The sequence below is a fragment of the Gilvibacter sp. genome, assembly GCF_013214815.1.
GTDB lineage: Bacteria > Bacteroidota > Bacteroidia > Flavobacteriales > Flavobacteriaceae > Gilvibacter.
Genome location: NZ_JABSPU010000061.1, coordinates 1 through 15,613, shown reverse-complemented (window position 1 = coordinate 15,613; position 15,613 = coordinate 1). Strand labels below are relative to the sequence as shown.

General features: G+C 42.4%; 23 protein-coding genes. 9 read left to right on the top strand and 14 right to left on the bottom strand.

All coding sequences use genetic code 11. The annotated features are described in order from the left end of the window. Positions 1-97: 97 nt before the first annotated feature. The 7 genes from HRT75_RS11535 to HRT75_RS11505 form a co-directional block, all read right to left on the bottom strand. A complete protein-coding gene (locus HRT75_RS11535) occupies positions 98-604 on the bottom strand; it encodes a cupin domain-containing protein (protein ID WP_291186783.1) in 507 nt (168 codons plus the stop codon). Positions 605-695: 91 nt separating this feature from the next. After that, positions 696-1,274 carry a hypothetical protein gene (locus HRT75_RS11530; protein WP_291186780.1) on the bottom strand — a complete coding sequence of 193 codons (579 nt, stop codon included), beginning with the start codon at positions 1,272-1,274 and terminating at the stop codon, positions 696-698. Between the two features lie 8 nt (positions 1,275-1,282). After that, positions 1,283-1,849, bottom strand: coding sequence for a PAS domain-containing protein (locus tag HRT75_RS11525; RefSeq protein ID WP_291186777.1), 567 nt, complete (start codon positions 1,847-1,849; stop codon positions 1,283-1,285). Between the two features lie 112 nt (positions 1,850-1,961). Next, positions 1,962-2,510, bottom strand: a complete 549-nt coding sequence (locus tag HRT75_RS11520) for a hypothetical protein (RefSeq protein ID WP_291186774.1) — start codon at positions 2,508-2,510, stop codon at positions 1,962-1,964. Continuing rightward, positions 2,497-2,988, bottom strand: coding sequence for an RNA polymerase sigma factor (locus tag HRT75_RS11515; protein WP_291186771.1), 492 nt, complete (start codon positions 2,986-2,988; stop codon positions 2,497-2,499). Before HRT75_RS11515 ends, HRT75_RS11520 begins: the two co-directional genes overlap by 14 nt. Continuing rightward, positions 2,985-3,827 (bottom strand): alpha/beta hydrolase, encoded by an 843-nt coding sequence (locus HRT75_RS11510; protein WP_291186768.1) that lies wholly within the window; start codon positions 3,825-3,827, stop codon positions 2,985-2,987. Before HRT75_RS11510 ends, HRT75_RS11515 begins: the two co-directional genes overlap by 4 nt. Before the next feature lie 70 nt (positions 3,828-3,897). Further along, positions 3,898-4,251: a helix-turn-helix domain-containing protein gene (locus HRT75_RS11505; protein WP_291186764.1), complete on the bottom strand. Its 354-nt coding sequence runs from the start codon at positions 4,249-4,251 to the stop codon at positions 3,898-3,900. A gap of 96 nt (positions 4,252-4,347) precedes the next feature. Here HRT75_RS11505 and HRT75_RS11500 point away from each other — a divergent pair, with 96 nt between their 5' ends. Continuing rightward, positions 4,348-5,112 (top strand): type 1 glutamine amidotransferase domain-containing protein, encoded by a 765-nt coding sequence (locus HRT75_RS11500; protein WP_291186761.1) that lies wholly within the window; start codon positions 4,348-4,350, stop codon positions 5,110-5,112. Between the two features lies 1 nt (position 5,113). Beyond that, entirely contained in the window at positions 5,114-5,743 is a 630-nt protein-coding gene (locus HRT75_RS11495; protein ID WP_291186758.1) for an NADPH-dependent F420 reductase, read from the top strand. Positions 5,744-5,832: 89 nt separating this feature from the next. Here HRT75_RS11495 and HRT75_RS11490 read toward each other — a convergent pair whose 3' ends face one another. The 7 genes from HRT75_RS11490 to HRT75_RS11460 form a co-directional block, all read right to left on the bottom strand. Further along, positions 5,833-6,261: a hypothetical protein gene (locus HRT75_RS11490; RefSeq protein ID WP_291186755.1), complete on the bottom strand. Its 429-nt coding sequence runs from the start codon at positions 6,259-6,261 to the stop codon at positions 5,833-5,835. Further along, the gene (locus tag HRT75_RS11485) at positions 6,258-6,773 is read right to left on the bottom strand and encodes a GNAT family protein (RefSeq protein WP_291186753.1); all 516 of its coding nucleotides are present in this window, start codon (positions 6,771-6,773) and stop codon (positions 6,258-6,260) included. The genes HRT75_RS11490 and HRT75_RS11485 overlap by 4 nt, the downstream gene beginning before the upstream one ends. A gap of 19 nt (positions 6,774-6,792) precedes the next feature. Then, positions 6,793-7,383 carry a hypothetical protein gene (locus tag HRT75_RS11480; RefSeq protein WP_291186751.1) on the bottom strand — a complete coding sequence of 197 codons (591 nt, stop codon included), beginning with the start codon at positions 7,381-7,383 and terminating at the stop codon, positions 6,793-6,795. A 48-nt stretch (positions 7,384-7,431) separates the two neighbouring features. Next, positions 7,432-8,052 carry a hypothetical protein gene (locus HRT75_RS11475; RefSeq protein WP_291186749.1) on the bottom strand — a complete coding sequence of 207 codons (621 nt, stop codon included), beginning with the start codon at positions 8,050-8,052 and terminating at the stop codon, positions 7,432-7,434. Between the two features lie 392 nt (positions 8,053-8,444). Then, the gene (locus tag HRT75_RS11470; protein WP_291186746.1) at positions 8,445-9,407 is read right to left on the bottom strand and encodes a sodium-dependent bicarbonate transport family permease; all 963 of its coding nucleotides are present in this window, start codon (positions 9,405-9,407) and stop codon (positions 8,445-8,447) included. A 27-nt stretch (positions 9,408-9,434) separates the two neighbouring features. After that, entirely contained in the window at positions 9,435-9,731 is a 297-nt protein-coding gene (locus HRT75_RS11465; RefSeq protein ID WP_291186743.1) for a hypothetical protein, read from the bottom strand. A gap of 9 nt (positions 9,732-9,740) precedes the next feature. Next, positions 9,741-10,022, bottom strand: a complete 282-nt coding sequence (locus tag HRT75_RS11460) for a hypothetical protein (RefSeq protein WP_291186740.1) — start codon at positions 10,020-10,022, stop codon at positions 9,741-9,743. An 89-nt stretch (positions 10,023-10,111) separates the two neighbouring features. On the opposite strand from HRT75_RS11460, the gene HRT75_RS11455 reads away from it, so the two are divergent. The 7 genes from HRT75_RS11455 to HRT75_RS11425 form a co-directional block, all read left to right on the top strand. Continuing rightward, entirely contained in the window at positions 10,112-11,035 is a 924-nt protein-coding gene (locus HRT75_RS11455) for a LysR family transcriptional regulator (RefSeq protein WP_291186737.1), read from the top strand. Positions 11,036-11,077: 42 nt separating this feature from the next. Then, positions 11,078-12,202 carry a PQQ-dependent sugar dehydrogenase gene (locus tag HRT75_RS11450; protein ID WP_291186735.1) on the top strand — a complete coding sequence of 375 codons (1,125 nt, stop codon included), beginning with the start codon at positions 11,078-11,080 and terminating at the stop codon, positions 12,200-12,202. 21 nt (positions 12,203-12,223) lie between these two features. Further along, a complete protein-coding gene (locus HRT75_RS11445; protein WP_291186732.1) occupies positions 12,224-12,685 on the top strand; it encodes a cytochrome c in 462 nt (153 codons plus the stop codon). A gap of 71 nt (positions 12,686-12,756) precedes the next feature. After that, the gene (udk, locus tag HRT75_RS11440; RefSeq protein ID WP_291186729.1) at positions 12,757-13,368 is read left to right on the top strand and encodes a uridine kinase; all 612 of its coding nucleotides are present in this window, start codon (positions 12,757-12,759) and stop codon (positions 13,366-13,368) included. Beyond that, positions 13,365-13,697: a septum formation initiator family protein gene (locus HRT75_RS11435; protein WP_291186726.1), complete on the top strand. Its 333-nt coding sequence runs from the start codon at positions 13,365-13,367 to the stop codon at positions 13,695-13,697. The genes udk and HRT75_RS11435 overlap by 4 nt, the downstream gene beginning before the upstream one ends. Then, positions 13,694-15,064, top strand: a complete 1,371-nt coding sequence (locus HRT75_RS11430; RefSeq protein WP_291186723.1) for a methylmalonyl-CoA mutase subunit beta — start codon at positions 13,694-13,696, stop codon at positions 15,062-15,064. Before HRT75_RS11435 ends, HRT75_RS11430 begins: the two co-directional genes overlap by 4 nt. Further along, positions 15,057-15,613, top strand: a 557-nt coding sequence (locus tag HRT75_RS11425; RefSeq protein ID WP_291186721.1) for a hypothetical protein, incomplete at its 3' end; no start/stop codon positions are given. The genes HRT75_RS11430 and HRT75_RS11425, both read left to right, overlap by 8 nt.

The window sequence follows — 15,613 nt, the reverse complement described above, 5'->3', positions numbered from 1 at the left end:
GCCAGCAATGTTTTTAGTGGTTAAGTGTTTTTTTAGGTTCATTGGAATAGTTTTTCCACTTAGTTGGAATTCGTAATAGCTGCCTCTAGACTTAAATTCACCCCCTCGTCAACCGCTCAATTACATCAGCATGTTTGGGAAAATCATTGATTAATTCACTGCGCTTGCCCAATTGAAAATCAGCAAAACTAAAACCAGGAGAAACCGTGCAACCGATAAAAGAAAACCCGCTAGGCTCTATAACCTCAGCGGCAAACCAACAACCACCTGGAACTACATATTGAGGAACTTCTCCACGACTGAGATCAATCCCAATAAGATGCTCACTGTATACGCCTTCTGGGGTTATGATGTGCAAAAGCAATGGGGATCCATCATAAAAATGCCAGATCTCGTCTTGGTTGATTCTGTGGAAGGAAGAAAAATTATCCGCCATTAAAAGAAAATAGATACTAGTAGCATAATTGCGCTCCCCGTCATAGGCAGCAGGAAGATTAGCCTCAGCAATAGTACCCGAACTGCGATAAGTCTCTTTGTAATAACCACCTTCTGGATGGGGTTTAAGATCGAATTTGGTGATTAATTGTTCTAAGGTATTTTTCATGAAATTATGTATCGATTTAGATTAAGTCGCTTTTATGAATGATCTAAATGCGAGAACAATTAAAGATAACAAAATTAACCCCATTGCATACTTATCGCAACACTTCTACCAAATAGACCACGGCAAAGATCCATCCTACATATAAGGCTGTATAGCCTAAAGCGTAGATCGCAGAGATGCCCAGATCTCCTTGGGTATCCTTGGATTTGCTAAAAACAAATCGCAAAGCTCTAAAGAACACCCAATACAGCATGGTAAGCAATACAAAGAGGGAAAACCAAAAGATGGCTTCCAAAACAATAAGCAAAACCACGATAGCAATGGTCATGAGGATCCAAAGGACTATGGAGGCGATAATACCGCCAATACCCTCTCCCACCTCAAGGTCTGGTAAATCAATATCCGGAGTGGTATTCCCAAGAATATCTCCCCTCTGAAAATGTCTGAACTTGGGAAAGTTGTCCAACAGACCAACTCCAACATAAAGTCCGTAAGTCATAAATAAGGCTAAAGCCGTTGCAATGATCCCTAAGGAGATATATAAATTGGACGTTAAGCTGCGGTGGTAATTAATGCCCGAAAGATATACGGTCAGTACCGTAACCAAAATCACCACTAAGGAGACTATAAAAACGGATTTACCCTTTAAGTACGTCTTTTGAGGTTTCATTTTTAGGACTACACCACCGCCTTCTCGAAGGCGATATAGTGCGTAGTCTTTTCGCTTATCAGAGGAATGATCTTGACCTCACATTTGTAGGGAGAACGGTCTTTCCTGTGATTGATGATAACCTCAGAAAAGGGCAGATTAGCTTTGAGCTTCGCCCGGATACGTTTTTTTGTAGCCAAAGACGTTTTAACCCCTTGAAGGAATCGCGGTGTTTTATTAATAGCATACGATTTTTCATAGCCTGTCATCACCGTGAATCCATCATTTACCCAAAGGATGTTTTGATCCTTGTCGGTGATAATTAAGGCTTCGTAATCATTTTCTTTAAAAGCGAGATTGAGATCGGTCTGCCATTTGAACTTCTTAGCAAAAGACATCACCTTCTCCACCTCCGAGCGTTTATGAGCCTCGGTCAATTGCTTTTGATAGGTGCTCATAAAGACATCCCAGCTAAGCAGTGGCATGGCTTTAAGAGATTCGGCAAGTAGGTTTGGCTTCAAATTCGTGTACTCTTCTGCTGATAAACCGGAAAGGAAAATATCCAGTGTACTCAAATCGGTAAGATTGCTTTTCATAACAGCTTTAATTGTTTAGTTCTGGCTTCACAGGGCCGATAGATTCTAGGTGGTTGCTCGAAAATAATGCTAAACGGGCAATATACCATGATAACCATCGAGAAAACGGGATTTATCCCTGTAATTCTTTTAAAAAGCCTAGTTCTTTGATCACAGAGCGAACAATGATGATCCCAACAATAAAAATGGAACCAAATCCTGATACTAAGATATAGTTGTAAAAAGCTCCTGAAAAGGCCTGTTTAAAAAACGGTAATAGCAGTGTAAAACCAAACAAGTAGACACCAAAGCAAAGCGGTGTGATCCAATAATTTACACGTAGTCTGAGGCGGTAATGCTGCTTCAAATATTTTTGAAAACTCAGCGGATCCATAGCTACAAGCTGCGTCTCTTTTTTGTACATAGAAAACAATTCAAAACCGATCCGCACCGCCAGACTCAGCAACATCAGCAATAAACCCAAACTGAAGTTATTCCAAGTGCCTAAAGCGTAGATCAGCGCGTACAATCCAACCACCAAAAAGGTCACTCCAATTATGGTTAGGGTCAAAAACTGTCCTTTGCGCTGTTTAGAAGCCAATTGTTTGAGCAGCTCCGGATTGAGCTCCTGACTTGATGCTTGCTGGGATTCCCAGAGCATTGATAGTTTATCCTTTTCCATGAGTAATACATTTTAAAAGTGATTTTCTGATGCGGTTTAGGCGCGTTCTAACGGCGCCGTGTTTGAGGCCCATAGTTTGTCCGATTTCCGCTTGAGGAACTGCCTCGAGCTCCAAAAGTATCATGGTTTTATTCTGCGGCGTGAGCTGATCAATGCATCGATACATTTGCCAAATTTGATCTTCCGGCGTCTCTGTTTCTTCACTGCGGAGCTCAGCTAGGGCTTCTTCTTTTAGCGGCAATTGCTTTTTAGCTCGACGCAGATCACCCAAACAAGTATTAGCAGCGATGCGATAGATCCATGAGCTTACACTTGATTTGCCCTGAAAAGACTTTCTGTGCTTCCACACCTTGATGAAGGTCTCCTGCTGCCAGTCTTTGGCCAAGGCTTCATCGCCGGAGGCATACCCCAAACAAAGACGGTATACCTTCTCTGCATAGAGGTGGAAGATCTTATCAAAGTCTGTTTCTAGATTCATTCGCCGCGGCTAAGTAGGTCTTCTAATTGTTGTTGAAACCACTCGGGTTGATCAAACATCACAAAGTGAGCAGAATTTTCTGCAATCCGCAAATCATAGGTAGATAAATTAGCGTATTGACCCTGATATGTTTGAGAAATAACCTCTTTCCCATAAGGTTGATCTGCGGCAATTATGGTTACGCTAGCACTGATATTCTTCAAATCCTCACGCAAATCTAATTTTAGATAATCGGTATAACCATAGACATAGGTCTTTCTATCCGCCTGCAGCATCCAGTTTTTGATCTGTTGTTGTGCCTCAGCATTAAGACTCATTCCACTGGCCATCATAGTAGCCATCTGTGCAAATTCTGAATCACTCATGGCAAGTTGTTGGTTGTTGTATGGGCTGTCGTAAACCAATACGTCTGGATCGTAATTGGGGATCATCAGCGCACCGACAGCAGGAAGTGCATCGACCAGTATAAGCTGCTCTACGGTATTGTTTGGTCTACTGGCCAACCAAGTTCCTACAGCTCCTCCTAAGCTATGACCAATAATGGTAAGTCCTTTAAGCTCATTGGTTTGAATGTATTGTTCTATGGCTTCATTTACTTGGGGTAACCACGGAAAATCTATAGGTTCCATTCCGCCAAAACCTGCCAAGGTCACTGTGTGGCATTCAAAATTTTGAGATAAATAAGCAACCGTGCTGTCCCAACTGCTTCCGGGTACTGTAAAACCTGGGATAAGCAAGATAGGGTCTCCCGAACCTTGAACCTCAACCTTTATAGCTTGGTCTTGGGCAAGACTGATGGAGCTAAAAACTAAAGCGACTATAAGTGCAATTCTTTTCATGATTTCTGAGTTTGATTTGAGCTTTAGATGCAGAAATCTGAAAATGTTACATCAGCAGAAAAAATTGGACTTACCCATCTCCTTCACGAATACCGTCTTCTTCCATAAGCTGAAAGCCGTAATCGCGCAAAGTGGTGATAATGGCAATGGATCCCAAACCTCGTTCCGTAATGCTGTACTCAGTCCGAACGGGGACTTCTGCAAATACTTGCTTTTTGACAAATCCATCAGCAACCAGTTCCTTTAGGGTTTTACTGAGCATTCTGTCTGAGGTCCGCTGTAAACTTGTTTTAAGCTCAGAATAACGCCAGCTTTTATCCTTCAATCGCCACAATAAAGGCATTTTATAGAGTCCGCCTATTTTATCCAGCACATATTCTACAGGCGTGTAATAACGTTTTTGGTCCTTTAAAAAATCAGGCATACTTACAAAGATGTTAGTTACTAACAAATATAGGCATTTGTAATATGAAGGAATTGTGAAAATACCTTTGTACTGTAATTCTTAAAAAAGAAAACCATGCAAGCTGTTAAAGAAACACAACACTACGTGCATGCCCACGGCATGCCTTATAAAGGAAAAATTTTAATGATCGCCAGCAGTCCATCTGTATCTCAGCAAACAGGATGGCCCATAGGTTTCTGGGCTGCCGAGCTTACCCACCCTCTACACGTCTTTCATGAAGCTGGATATCAAGTTGAGCTAGCCTCTACCGAAGGTGGTAGTCTCCAAATGGACACCTATTCAGACCCTACGGATCCCAGTGGTTATCCTGCCCATGATGTAATATCATTAGGTTATATGCAACAAGACTGGTTTAATCATCTGCTGAATAATACAGCAGCAATGACCGAAGTAGACCCTAACGACTATGACGCTATCTTTCTTGTCGGCGGACAAGGTCCGATGTATACTTTTAGAGGCAATGCGGAATTGGGAGCCCTTTTTGCCAAATTTTATGAAGCTGAAAAGCCCAGTGCAGCTGTCTGTCACGCTACTACCCTTTTGTTGGAGGCAAAGAAATCCGACGGCTCTTTAATTGTTAGCGGGAAGACTTGGACAGGCTTTGCCAATGAAGAAGAAGCATTTGCTGATGCCGCTGTTGGGCAAAAAATACAGCCGTATTGGATTCAGCAGGAAGCAGAAAAAATAGACAACACCACCTTTAAAGTAGCCGCTCCTTTTAGTTCCTATGCAATTGCCGATGGTCATTTGATCACAGGACAGCAGCAGAATTCTGGTGCGGCAGCGGCCAAATTAGTAGTAGAACAACTCGCAAAATAAAATGAAACTGGCATTCATAGGGATTGGCAAGGTAGGATTTGCTTTAGCCAATCAATTTCAAAAGCGAGGTCATGAAGTGATCGTGGCCCGTGACGACCCAAAAAGCAAGAGTGTAGTTGAAGCGCTGAGTAAGAATTCTGCATTTGAGGTCTTGGCCATTCAAGAAGCCATAAACGCCGCAGACGTCATCTTCTTGGCTACCCCTTTTGGATTCAACAAGGACATCTTAGCTCCTCTCGATTTTAAAGGAAAACCATTAATAGACTGTACCAACCCTGTCGGTCCGGGAATCTCTCATGGATTGGAGAGTAAAGTCTCAGGAGCAGAAAAAATCAACGAATGGGCAACCCATGCTCGGATTGTGAAATCGTATACCATCTACGGTTTTGAGAACCTAGAAAACACAAGCTTTCCCAACCACAATACGAAGCCAGTTATGCTCATTGCTGGAGATGACCAGGATGCAAAAAACACGGTTAGTAAACTCAACACAGACCTAGGGTTTGAAACCCTGGACACCGGTGGATTAGCACAGGCATTACACTTAGAACACATGACTTTATTGTGGGTGAAAATGGTGCGCGTTGGCGGCCATCATCCCAACTTTACATGGGGGTACCTGGAACGTTAAGCAATTAGGCCGTTTGGGTTTTAATGTAAATCTCAACATAAATCCAGCGGCCGCCTTCTTCTTCAGTATTTCTCAGGCGGAGATTACTGCTATTTAGAGTAGAGCAGTCCTTTGCGCATGACGAGGTTAATGACTACGCGTACCACAAAATAAGCACCCAAAATAATTATAACCGGGCCAAAACTGAACTTAAAACTAAGATCACTAAATGGCCAAAAGGTAGCATCTATAACTGGCCCAAGCGCCAAAATGTAAATCACCATCCAAATGCCTATAGCCGCTACTTCAAACAACAAGTTCTTCGTTTTTAAAATGACTTCAAATCCTTTCTTTATTAATAGAACCATAATAACCAGAGAGCCTACAGCAGCTATATTAAACGTTAGCCAATGCCAAGGGTGGGCTTCAAAAATGGAATTAGGTCTTAAAATGTGTTCAAAGTAATCGTAGACCGAATAGCCTACGAGAATGAACAATAAATAATTGATAGGTGATTGCAATAACTTTTTAAGCATCATTTTAATGTTTTTACATAAACCTCCACATCTATCATGCGGCCATCCTTTTCTTCAGCGTTTTTTAGGGTTTTCTCATGAATGAAATCCAGCTTGGCCATAGCGCGTCGGCAATTGGTGTTTGCACTGTCTACAATGCCTTCTATCCGTTGCAGACTAAGGGTCGTGAGGCCGTAATCAGCAACAAAGGGAAGAGCTGCTTTCATAATTCCTTGCCCCCAATATTTAGGTAATAACCAAAGCCCGATCTCGGCAGTTCCGGCCTGCTGATCAATATCATTGAGTCCGGCAGCTCCGTAAAATTCATCGCTATCCACACTGCAAATGGCCCACCATTGCTGTTCGGGCTGGGCATACCAATCCATCTGCTCCTGGGTAGCCTCCAAACTGTCAAAAGACACCCCGTAAAAAGGAATGACCTCCGGATGCGACAGCCCACGGTATATATGCGGAAGATCATCCGCAGTGATCTCGCGAAGTAAAAAGGTATCAGTTTTAAAGATAGGATTCACCATCACACTTTTCGTTGTATTCTTATTTAAAGTGAGCATTTACACCTTTCACGTCTTCATACCAAGTAATGGCCTGGAGATAGCGCCTTGCTCCTTCTTCTGTTTGGTCAAAAATAAAAGATTCAAATTCTGGAAAGCTGTCTTGCATAAAATCTAAAAGTTTCTGTCTGTTGGCAACCCAAACGGAATCTTTAAAAACAATTTCATCTTTGGTTTCTATGATGCTGATACGTCCTTGATCAAAGTACAAGACCTGTCTTGTGACAATGGGTTCTCCATGTAAAAACTCAATTCGCGTGCAGCTTTTGGAGACCTCAACAACCACGGTACTGTCTACCTCTTCCATTTTTAGCACCTCATAATTCGGCCTAAAAACAGCATCCCATTTCATCCAATCTACATAACCACTTCTGGCAAAGGTCTGCTGATAATCATACTTGGGTTCACGCGTAGTGACGCTGTCCGATATAAGGCTCGAGAGCACCGAAAGCTCATTGCTGTTCAACATCTCATAATACTGCTGGGCAACGGCTAAGCGATTAGGATGAGATTTCTCTTGTTTACAGCTAAGGAGCGAGATAGTGACTAATAATGTGATCAGTACTGTTCTCATAAAACTAAAATTTAAAGGGCATTCGGCTAAAAATAATAAAACAAGGGCTTATTGCTCCTCTTCGGATTTGGGATTGTCTCTTTTTCTGAGCAAACCAATCATGTTTCCAATTCCAAGCCCAATAAAGGTTCTGTCTTTATTGATCTGTACGGTTGGAGAAATAACCAAACCATAGATTCGTGTTATGGGAAATTCAATTTTAGGGCTTAGCACGAGACTCACTGTATTGTAGCGGTTGTACTCCCAAGTGTAATTCTCTGTCAGAAATCCATTAGATATCGGTTGCCAATTCCCCGGCTCTCTTAAAATGGTGAATCCAAGTCCAACTGTAGCATTGATTCGAACGGTGCCGGCAGGATTCAAGGACCAAACACGTCCGGCTCCGGCATAGATGTTCTCAAATTGATCAAAAGGGCTAGTCAGGCCTAGAAGTAAGGCGCCGGTGAGGCCAGTACTGTAATCATCAGGTTCCGAAACAGGCTTTCTAATGTTGCCAGAATACCCCAATCTAAAAGAGTATTTTTCATTGAAGATATAGTCGAGCTCCGCATCAACCCCTACATAATTTCCAAGGTTCACCGTAAAGGTGCCATAAAACGCATTCTGTTGTGTTTGTGCCAGGCCAATTGTGGTAACAAAACCCAGAAGTAAGAAAAGTTTCCTTGTCATAATATCTTACACCTCACTACCTGCGCTGGATCAAGATTATAGTTGTGACCATTATCGGTATCAAAATGACTACAGTCAATATTGCGTATTTCAATACGGCAAACTCATAATAAAGCTCGTAAGGTATGAACGCATATTTACGTTCAATGGCTTCAATTTTCACATCGATAATTGGTTTGTATCGATCAAAAACCCAAAAGATTCCAAACAATACAAGGCTCGTAATATAGAGCAGTACAATACGGAGTTTTCTTGATTTTACACGATGCAGTACCAAAAGGGTAGCAAGTTTTTCTTTTAAAGATAGAAAATTCTATGTCCGGGCATGATAAAATCAGTCCAAACAAAAAACCACGGCTATAAAGGCCGTGGTCACTTGAAGGCTTGATTATTCAGTTAATCCAGGTTATAAAGATGAGATACAAAGGCATCCCTAAAGTAATATTGAATGGAAAGGTCACTCCCAGCGCCATGGGCAAATACAAACTCGGATTTGCCTTTGGTGCTGCCAGTTGCATAGCCGCTGGCACGGCAATATATGAGGCACTACCGGCAAGAATACTGAACAGGAACTGATTCCCAATGTTGTCTGTAAATAGAGAACTTATGTAGGCCGCAGTCAATCCATTGACAATAGGTACAACAATGGAAAACAACACCGCAAACTTTCCTTTCTTTAAAAAGCTTTGGAGTTTTTTGCCGGAGGTGATCCCCATGTCCAATAGGAAAACCGCTAAAAATCCTTTAAAGATGTCCGTGGTAAAGGGTTTAATTCCCTGAGCCTGCTCATCACTGGCCAATAGCCCAATGATCAAGCTTCCCATAATGAGCAGTACCGATCCGTTGGTTACTGCATGCTTAACATGCTCACCCACCTTGGGTTTTCCACGCGTGGCGCTAAAAAGCGCTATCAGTAAAACACCCACTACTATTGACGGCGCTTCCATCAGGACCATCACTGCCACCATATGCCCACCAAATGCAATGTGTTCCATCTCTAAGAAAGAAATGGCCGTTACAAAGGTCACAGCACTTACCGAGCCGTAGGAGGCAGCAATTGCTCCTGAATTTGAAACATCAAAACGCTGTCTTAATATGAAAAATGCGATTAGCGGAATAACGGTGGCAAGAACAACACCAAACAAGAGGGAGTATCCTATTTCAGCACTCCAATCGCTGTGTGCGAGCTCTTGCCCACCCTTAAACCCTATTGAGAATAACAAATAGAGTGATATGAATTTTGCGGAGTTCGACGGTATGGCCAAATCGCTTTTAAGTTGTACTGCAATGATCCCTAGAAAGAAAAATAAAAGCGCGGGATTGGTTAGATTGTCGATCAGCAGATGAAAGTCCATAATCTCTGTGTGGCTAACTCTTAAAGATTAATCCTCAATTAGTTCTAATTCAATGGTACCGTTAATACGGTATCGTGCTCGATTATCTCCTTTGAGATTGATAAAGGCACGTGATAGTTCTTTTTCGGCTTCCAATTCGCCAATTCGTTGTTCCATATACTTTGCTTTATGGGTAGAAATTTTATCTCTGTCCATTAAAAGCTGCAGCTTGAAAAAGTTGATCTTTTCATTCAGCACGGCATGGATCATATCTTGAGTCTCTTGGGCGCTGTAGTCGCCCTCAATCAGATTAATTTTTTGAATTGGTCTTTTGAGTGATTCCATAGTCCTCTATTATTTTTTGGAACGCGTATTGATTCTACGAACCTCCGCACGAAAGCTTTGACGTTCTGTCTGTGCAATGATCATTACACAACTCAAAATGAAGCCTACGGTGAGCAATTCGGTCATAAAAAGTCCTCCAGTTGCCGCAGAAGCATTGAGCAATAAACCAAAGGCGGTCAAACCAAAAACTATTGGCATATGCTTTTTTAGCATTTCCCACAGTCTTTTTGACTTGTCTTTTAGCACGCTTGCACTAACACTTTGATTAGAAGGCATTAAGAGGTTATTCATGACTTTTTCATTTTATTTTGCTGCAAATATCCTGTGAAATAATTATATATTTTTATTTATCTTTATAATGCTTTACATAAATCATCGTTATGAATTACACTTTGCATCAACTGCAGATTTTCTTGAAGATCGCTGAATTAAAGAGCATTACCAAGGCATCTGAGGCACTCTATTTGACCCAGCCAGCGGTGAGTATTCAGCTCAAAAAATTTCAGGATCAGTTCTCAATTCCGCTAACAGAAATTGTGGGACGCCAACTTTATGTCACTGATTTTGGCCAAGAAATAGCAGAAGCTGCTCAGACTATTTTGGAACAAGTAGAGCAAATCAATTATAAGAGTCAGGCTTTCCAAGGGCAGATCTCGGGTAAGTTGAAGATCTCAATTGTTTCTACAGCGAAGTATTTGATGCCGTATTTTCTCTCTGAATTCATGCAGCAGAACCCGGCGGTGGATCTGATCATGAATGTGACCAATAAAGCCACAGTGGTCAACAGTTTAGAGAACAACGAGGTTGATTTTGCAATGGTTTCCGTAATTCCGGATCAGATCAAACTAGAGCGCGTGGAACTCATGCAAAACAAATTATTCCTGGTTGGCGGAAGACGTTATGAAACCGACGGCAGACCCAGCGGAAAAAAGGTACTGACCGAGCTGCCTTTGATCTATCGAGAAAAGGGATCGGCAACACGCGCCGCTATGGAGGAATTCATCAGCAAAAACAAACTCCCTACTTATAAAAAATTCAGCCTACAGTCCAATGAAGCGCTCAAACAGGCTGTGATCTCAGGTATTGGTTACTCCATTATGCCGTTAATAGGGATCAAGAATGATTTGAGCAATGGCGATCTGCAGATCATTCCCTACAAAGGACTTCCGGTAAAAACCAATTGGAATCTGGTTTGGCGCTCCGCTAAAAAACTATCGCCTGTTGCTCAGGCTTATCTCGACTATGTAAATAGCGATAAGGACCGCATTATCAATGATACCTTTGACTGGTTTGAGAGCTATTGATTGGCTGCTCTGGAATTTGTAAATTAGAATAAAATTAAACCCATGCGTTTTGTAGTATTGGTGCTTAGTGTAGCACTTTTGTTCAGCTGCCGCTCAGAATCTCAGAATCAAGAGAACACCTTGGCCTTAGACAACGGTAATTCCAGTGCTTACCGCATTGAAACGGTAGTTCCTGAACTCTCCAATCCTTGGGGCATGACCTGGATGCCAGACGGTTCCATGCTCATTACGGAGAAGGGCGGAGAACTCATACACTTTAAAAACGGAGAAAAGATCTTAATTGAGAATCTTCCCGATATCTATGTTCGCGGTCAGGGCGGATTTTTAGATGTTGCCCTCCACCCAGATTACGCCAACAACGGTTGGATCTATTTTACTCATGCCTCCAGAGAAGGTGGTGGTGATGGCGGAAACACCAAACTGATCCGCGCCAAGCTCGACGGAAATAAACTAACAAACATAGAATCTCTTTACAAAGCCATGCCCAATTCTACAAAGGGGCAGCACTTTGGATCCCGTATTGCCTTTGATGCCCAAGGCTATGTATACTTCAGTGTTGGAGATCGAGGCAATCGCGATGTGAATCCGCAAGACATTAAAAGAGACAACGGCAAGATCTATCGTTTACACGACGACGGCCGTATTCCAAGTGATAATCCCTTTGTCGGAGTTGCTGGAGCGAAAGAGGCTATCTATTCTTACGGACACAGAAACCCGCAAGGCATGGATGTTCACCCACTAACCGGAGACATTTGGACCCATGAGCACGGCCCCAAAGGAGGAGATGAAGTCAACATCATTAAAAAAGGTGCCAACTACGGTTGGCCAGTGATCTCATATGGGGTGAACTACAGCGGAACCTCCTTCACCGATAAGACGGAGCAAGAGGGTATGGAAGCGCCCCTTCATTATTGGGTCCCTTCTATCGCGCCTTGTGGTATGGCCTTTGTCAAAGGAGATAAGTTTCCACAGTGGAAAAATGACCTTCTGGTTGGCAGCTTGAAGTTCAACTATGTAGAACTGCTTAAATTGGACGGAGATCGTGTTATTGGCCGAGAAAAGATCGCTGATGGAATTGGTCGTGTCCGTAATGTTAGAATCGGGCCAAATGGTTATATTTACATCGCTCTGGAAGGCCAGGGAATTGTACGATTACTACCCAATTAAACATCAATTAACTCAATCAACATGAAAAAATTATTGCTTATAGCCACAGTGTTTGCCACTTTAATCGCTTGTAAATCCGATCAAAAAGAAGAAAGTGACCAAGGTTCTGGTGTAAAATTGGGCGGTCAGAAAACCTCTGCGAGCAAAGCAGACCTCAAAGCGAGTATGGAACGCGGAGAAGCGGTATATACCAGTCTTTGTGTAGCTTGTCATATGGGGAATGGTCAAGGTGTTAAGGGAGCATTTCCTCCGCTTGATGGATCCAACTGGCTTACTGAGAAACGCGCAGAAAGTATCCACAGTGTTAAATACGGACAACAAGGAGAAATTGTGGTAAACGGAGAAACCTATAATGGCGTTATGGCTCCCTTGGGACTTAGCGATCAGGAAGTAGCCGATGTACTCAACTACGTCATGAACTCTTGGAGCAACAAACAAGACAAAATGGTTACTGTTGACGAGGTAAAAGCAGTGACAAAATAAGCCTAGAAACAGCCCTGTTTCAAGCGAATAAAATCGCCAAAAGTCCTACTTTTGCATAAACATTAACACGCATGTTGATTATTGGCATTGCCGGAGGAACTGGAAGCGGAAAGACCACTGTAGTCAATCAAATTGTTGAGGAACTACCAGCGGCGGAATTGGCCGTTATCACTCAAGATTCCTATTATAAAGACACCAGCGATCTCACTTATGAACAACGGGTAAAGATCAACTTTGATCACCCCAATTCTATTGATTTCCCTTTATTGATTGAGCACGTAAAGGCCTTGAAAGCCGGGCAACCCATTGCCCAACCGGTCTACTCGTTCAAAGAACACAATCGAACTGGAGAAACTGTTGCAATTGCACCCATGCCCGTGATCATTGTGGAAGGAATTTTAGTACTATCTCAACCAGAATTGCGGGACCTTTTTGATATTAAGATCTTTGTAGATACAGATTCTGACGAACGTTTGATTCGCCGTTTGAAGCGCGATATCTGTGAACGCGGAAGAGATCTCAATGAGGTTTTGGAGCGTTATCAAACTACCCTCAAACCGATGCATCAACAGTTTATTGAACCCAGCAAGGCGCATGCGGACATTATTATACCGACGCATCGTTATAATACGGTTGCCGTAGATATCGTTAGAACCATAATTAGCGAGCGATTGTCCTCATGAAAAAACGGTTCGAGCATATCACCTCAAGCAAATGGTTTAAATGGTTTACCAACAAATATGTGTTGATCGCTTTGATCTTTGCGGTTTGGATGCTCGCCTTTGATTCTAACAACTTCTTCATTCATCAAGAACTCAATGAAGAGATTGAAACCTTGGAAGGCACTACAGAGAAATATCAGCAGGACATTCAAGACGACAAAAAACAACTGGAAAAACTTCAAGACACCAACGAGCTTGAAAAATATGGCCGAGAAGCCTACTATTTGAAAAAAGAAAACGAAGATATTTTTATAATCACTCACGAAGACAGCACCGACCAAAAACCATGAGCGATAAGTTATTTGAGCAGTTCGAAGGCGTATCCGCCAAGCAATGGAAGCAGAGTATTCAGGCTGGCTTAAGAGGCGCTGATTACAACGACACCTTGCTGACGCAGACTCCAGAAGGCATCACCATTAAGCCTTTTTACAATTCAGAGACTAGCCCAGAGGCAGTTACTGGTTTGAGATATCCGGAGCAATGGTCAGTGACCCAAGCCGTTTTTGTTCACGATACGCGAGTAGCTCGTGGTTTGATCTTAAAAAGCATTCAAGGCGGTGCTGAAGCCATTTTATTGGAGGCCGCAGAAGCTTTTGATCCTGAAGCTTTGTTTGAAGGATTGTCGCTGGAAGGGATCACGATCTATTGTGATTTTGCCTCGCTAGATGCCGATTTCTTTGAAAAATTCGCCAAGGCTGCCGCTGCCAGCGGTGCTAGTTTCCATTTAGGGATCGATATCATTGGAAACTTAGCCAAAACAGGGAATTGGGGAACCAATAAGGAAGCCGATCACCTGTTGATGGAAGCGGCTTTGAAGATTACGTCAAGTTCCGCTTTAAGTGTAACGGTGAGTCATTTTGGCAATGCTGGTGCTAATGCGGTACAAGAATTGGCCTATGCCCTAGCCCACACCAACGAATACTTGAATCACCTAGAAAAGTCAGGCCATTTAAAAGAAGACATAGCCATTAACTATCGCTGGTCCATTGGTGCAAACTATTTTATGGAGATTGCCAAGTTTAGAGCTTTTAGACAGCTGCTCGCCACTTTAAGTGAGTTGTACAACATTGCCTTGAACGACACTCATTTGGCACGTCCATCAAGTAGAAACAAAACGATTTACGATCCCAATGTGAACATGCTTAGAACCACAACCGAATGCATGAGCGCGGTCTTGGGAGGCGTAGACGCTGTATGCAACTTACCCTACGATGCTATATACCATAAAAGCAATGAGTTTGGAGAACGCATTTCTAGAAATCAACTCCTGATATTAAAGCACGAAAGTTACTTTGATCAAGTGACCAATGCTGCAGATGGCGCTTATTACATAGAAGATCTGAGTCAGCAGCTGGCAGAAAAAGCACTGGAACTCTTCAAACAAATTGAAGCTTCTGGAGGTTTTGTCAAAGCCTTATTTGCTGGGACCATACAAAGAAAGATCAGAGAGCAGGCTCAATATGCGCAAGACGCATTTGATTCCGGAGCCAAGGCTCTTTTAGGAACTAACCTGTATCCGAATGGGGAAGAAAAAGTGAGTCAAACTATGAAACTCTACCCCTTTTTAAAACAGGAAGCACGTAAAACAATTATCGAACCTTTGATCATCAAAAGAATTGCAGAAAGTCATGAAAAAAATCGTTTGGACAATGAGTAAGAATTTCGGGCTAATTGCCTTATTGAGTTTGTTTTTAGTAGGATGTGAAGAGCCTATGGAATACCGCTATGCGGATGAGCCACAACCGGTAACCTGTAGTGGAGCAAATCTCAAGCTGATGCACGAAGCGCTCTACGCCTTTGAATTTGCTATTTCTGAACATTATAATTTTAGAAATTACAGTCCTACAACGCCTGTTTACAAGGAAAACGGTTACGCTCAGTTTATGTATTCAGGAATTAATAACACGGCCCCTTTTGTGGATATCATGGATGAGCACTCACAGACCGTAGCAAAAGTTTTAAGTGAGCAAGATGAACTTTGGGTGATCAAAGATGATCAATACCAGGTAAACTATAAAGGCGAGTTTGTCGCTTGTTTGGTAGCTAAAATTGAGGATCAAGAAATTAGAGAGATCCTGCAGTCTTTAATTGCTGCGGATGCAATTGAAGCACGCTTGTTATCTCCGCCTTTGAGAAAACGCGCTGTGAACACTGTAGATGATCCAGAGTTGGCTATGATCGTTGCTTTGGAGGCCTACTATAAAAA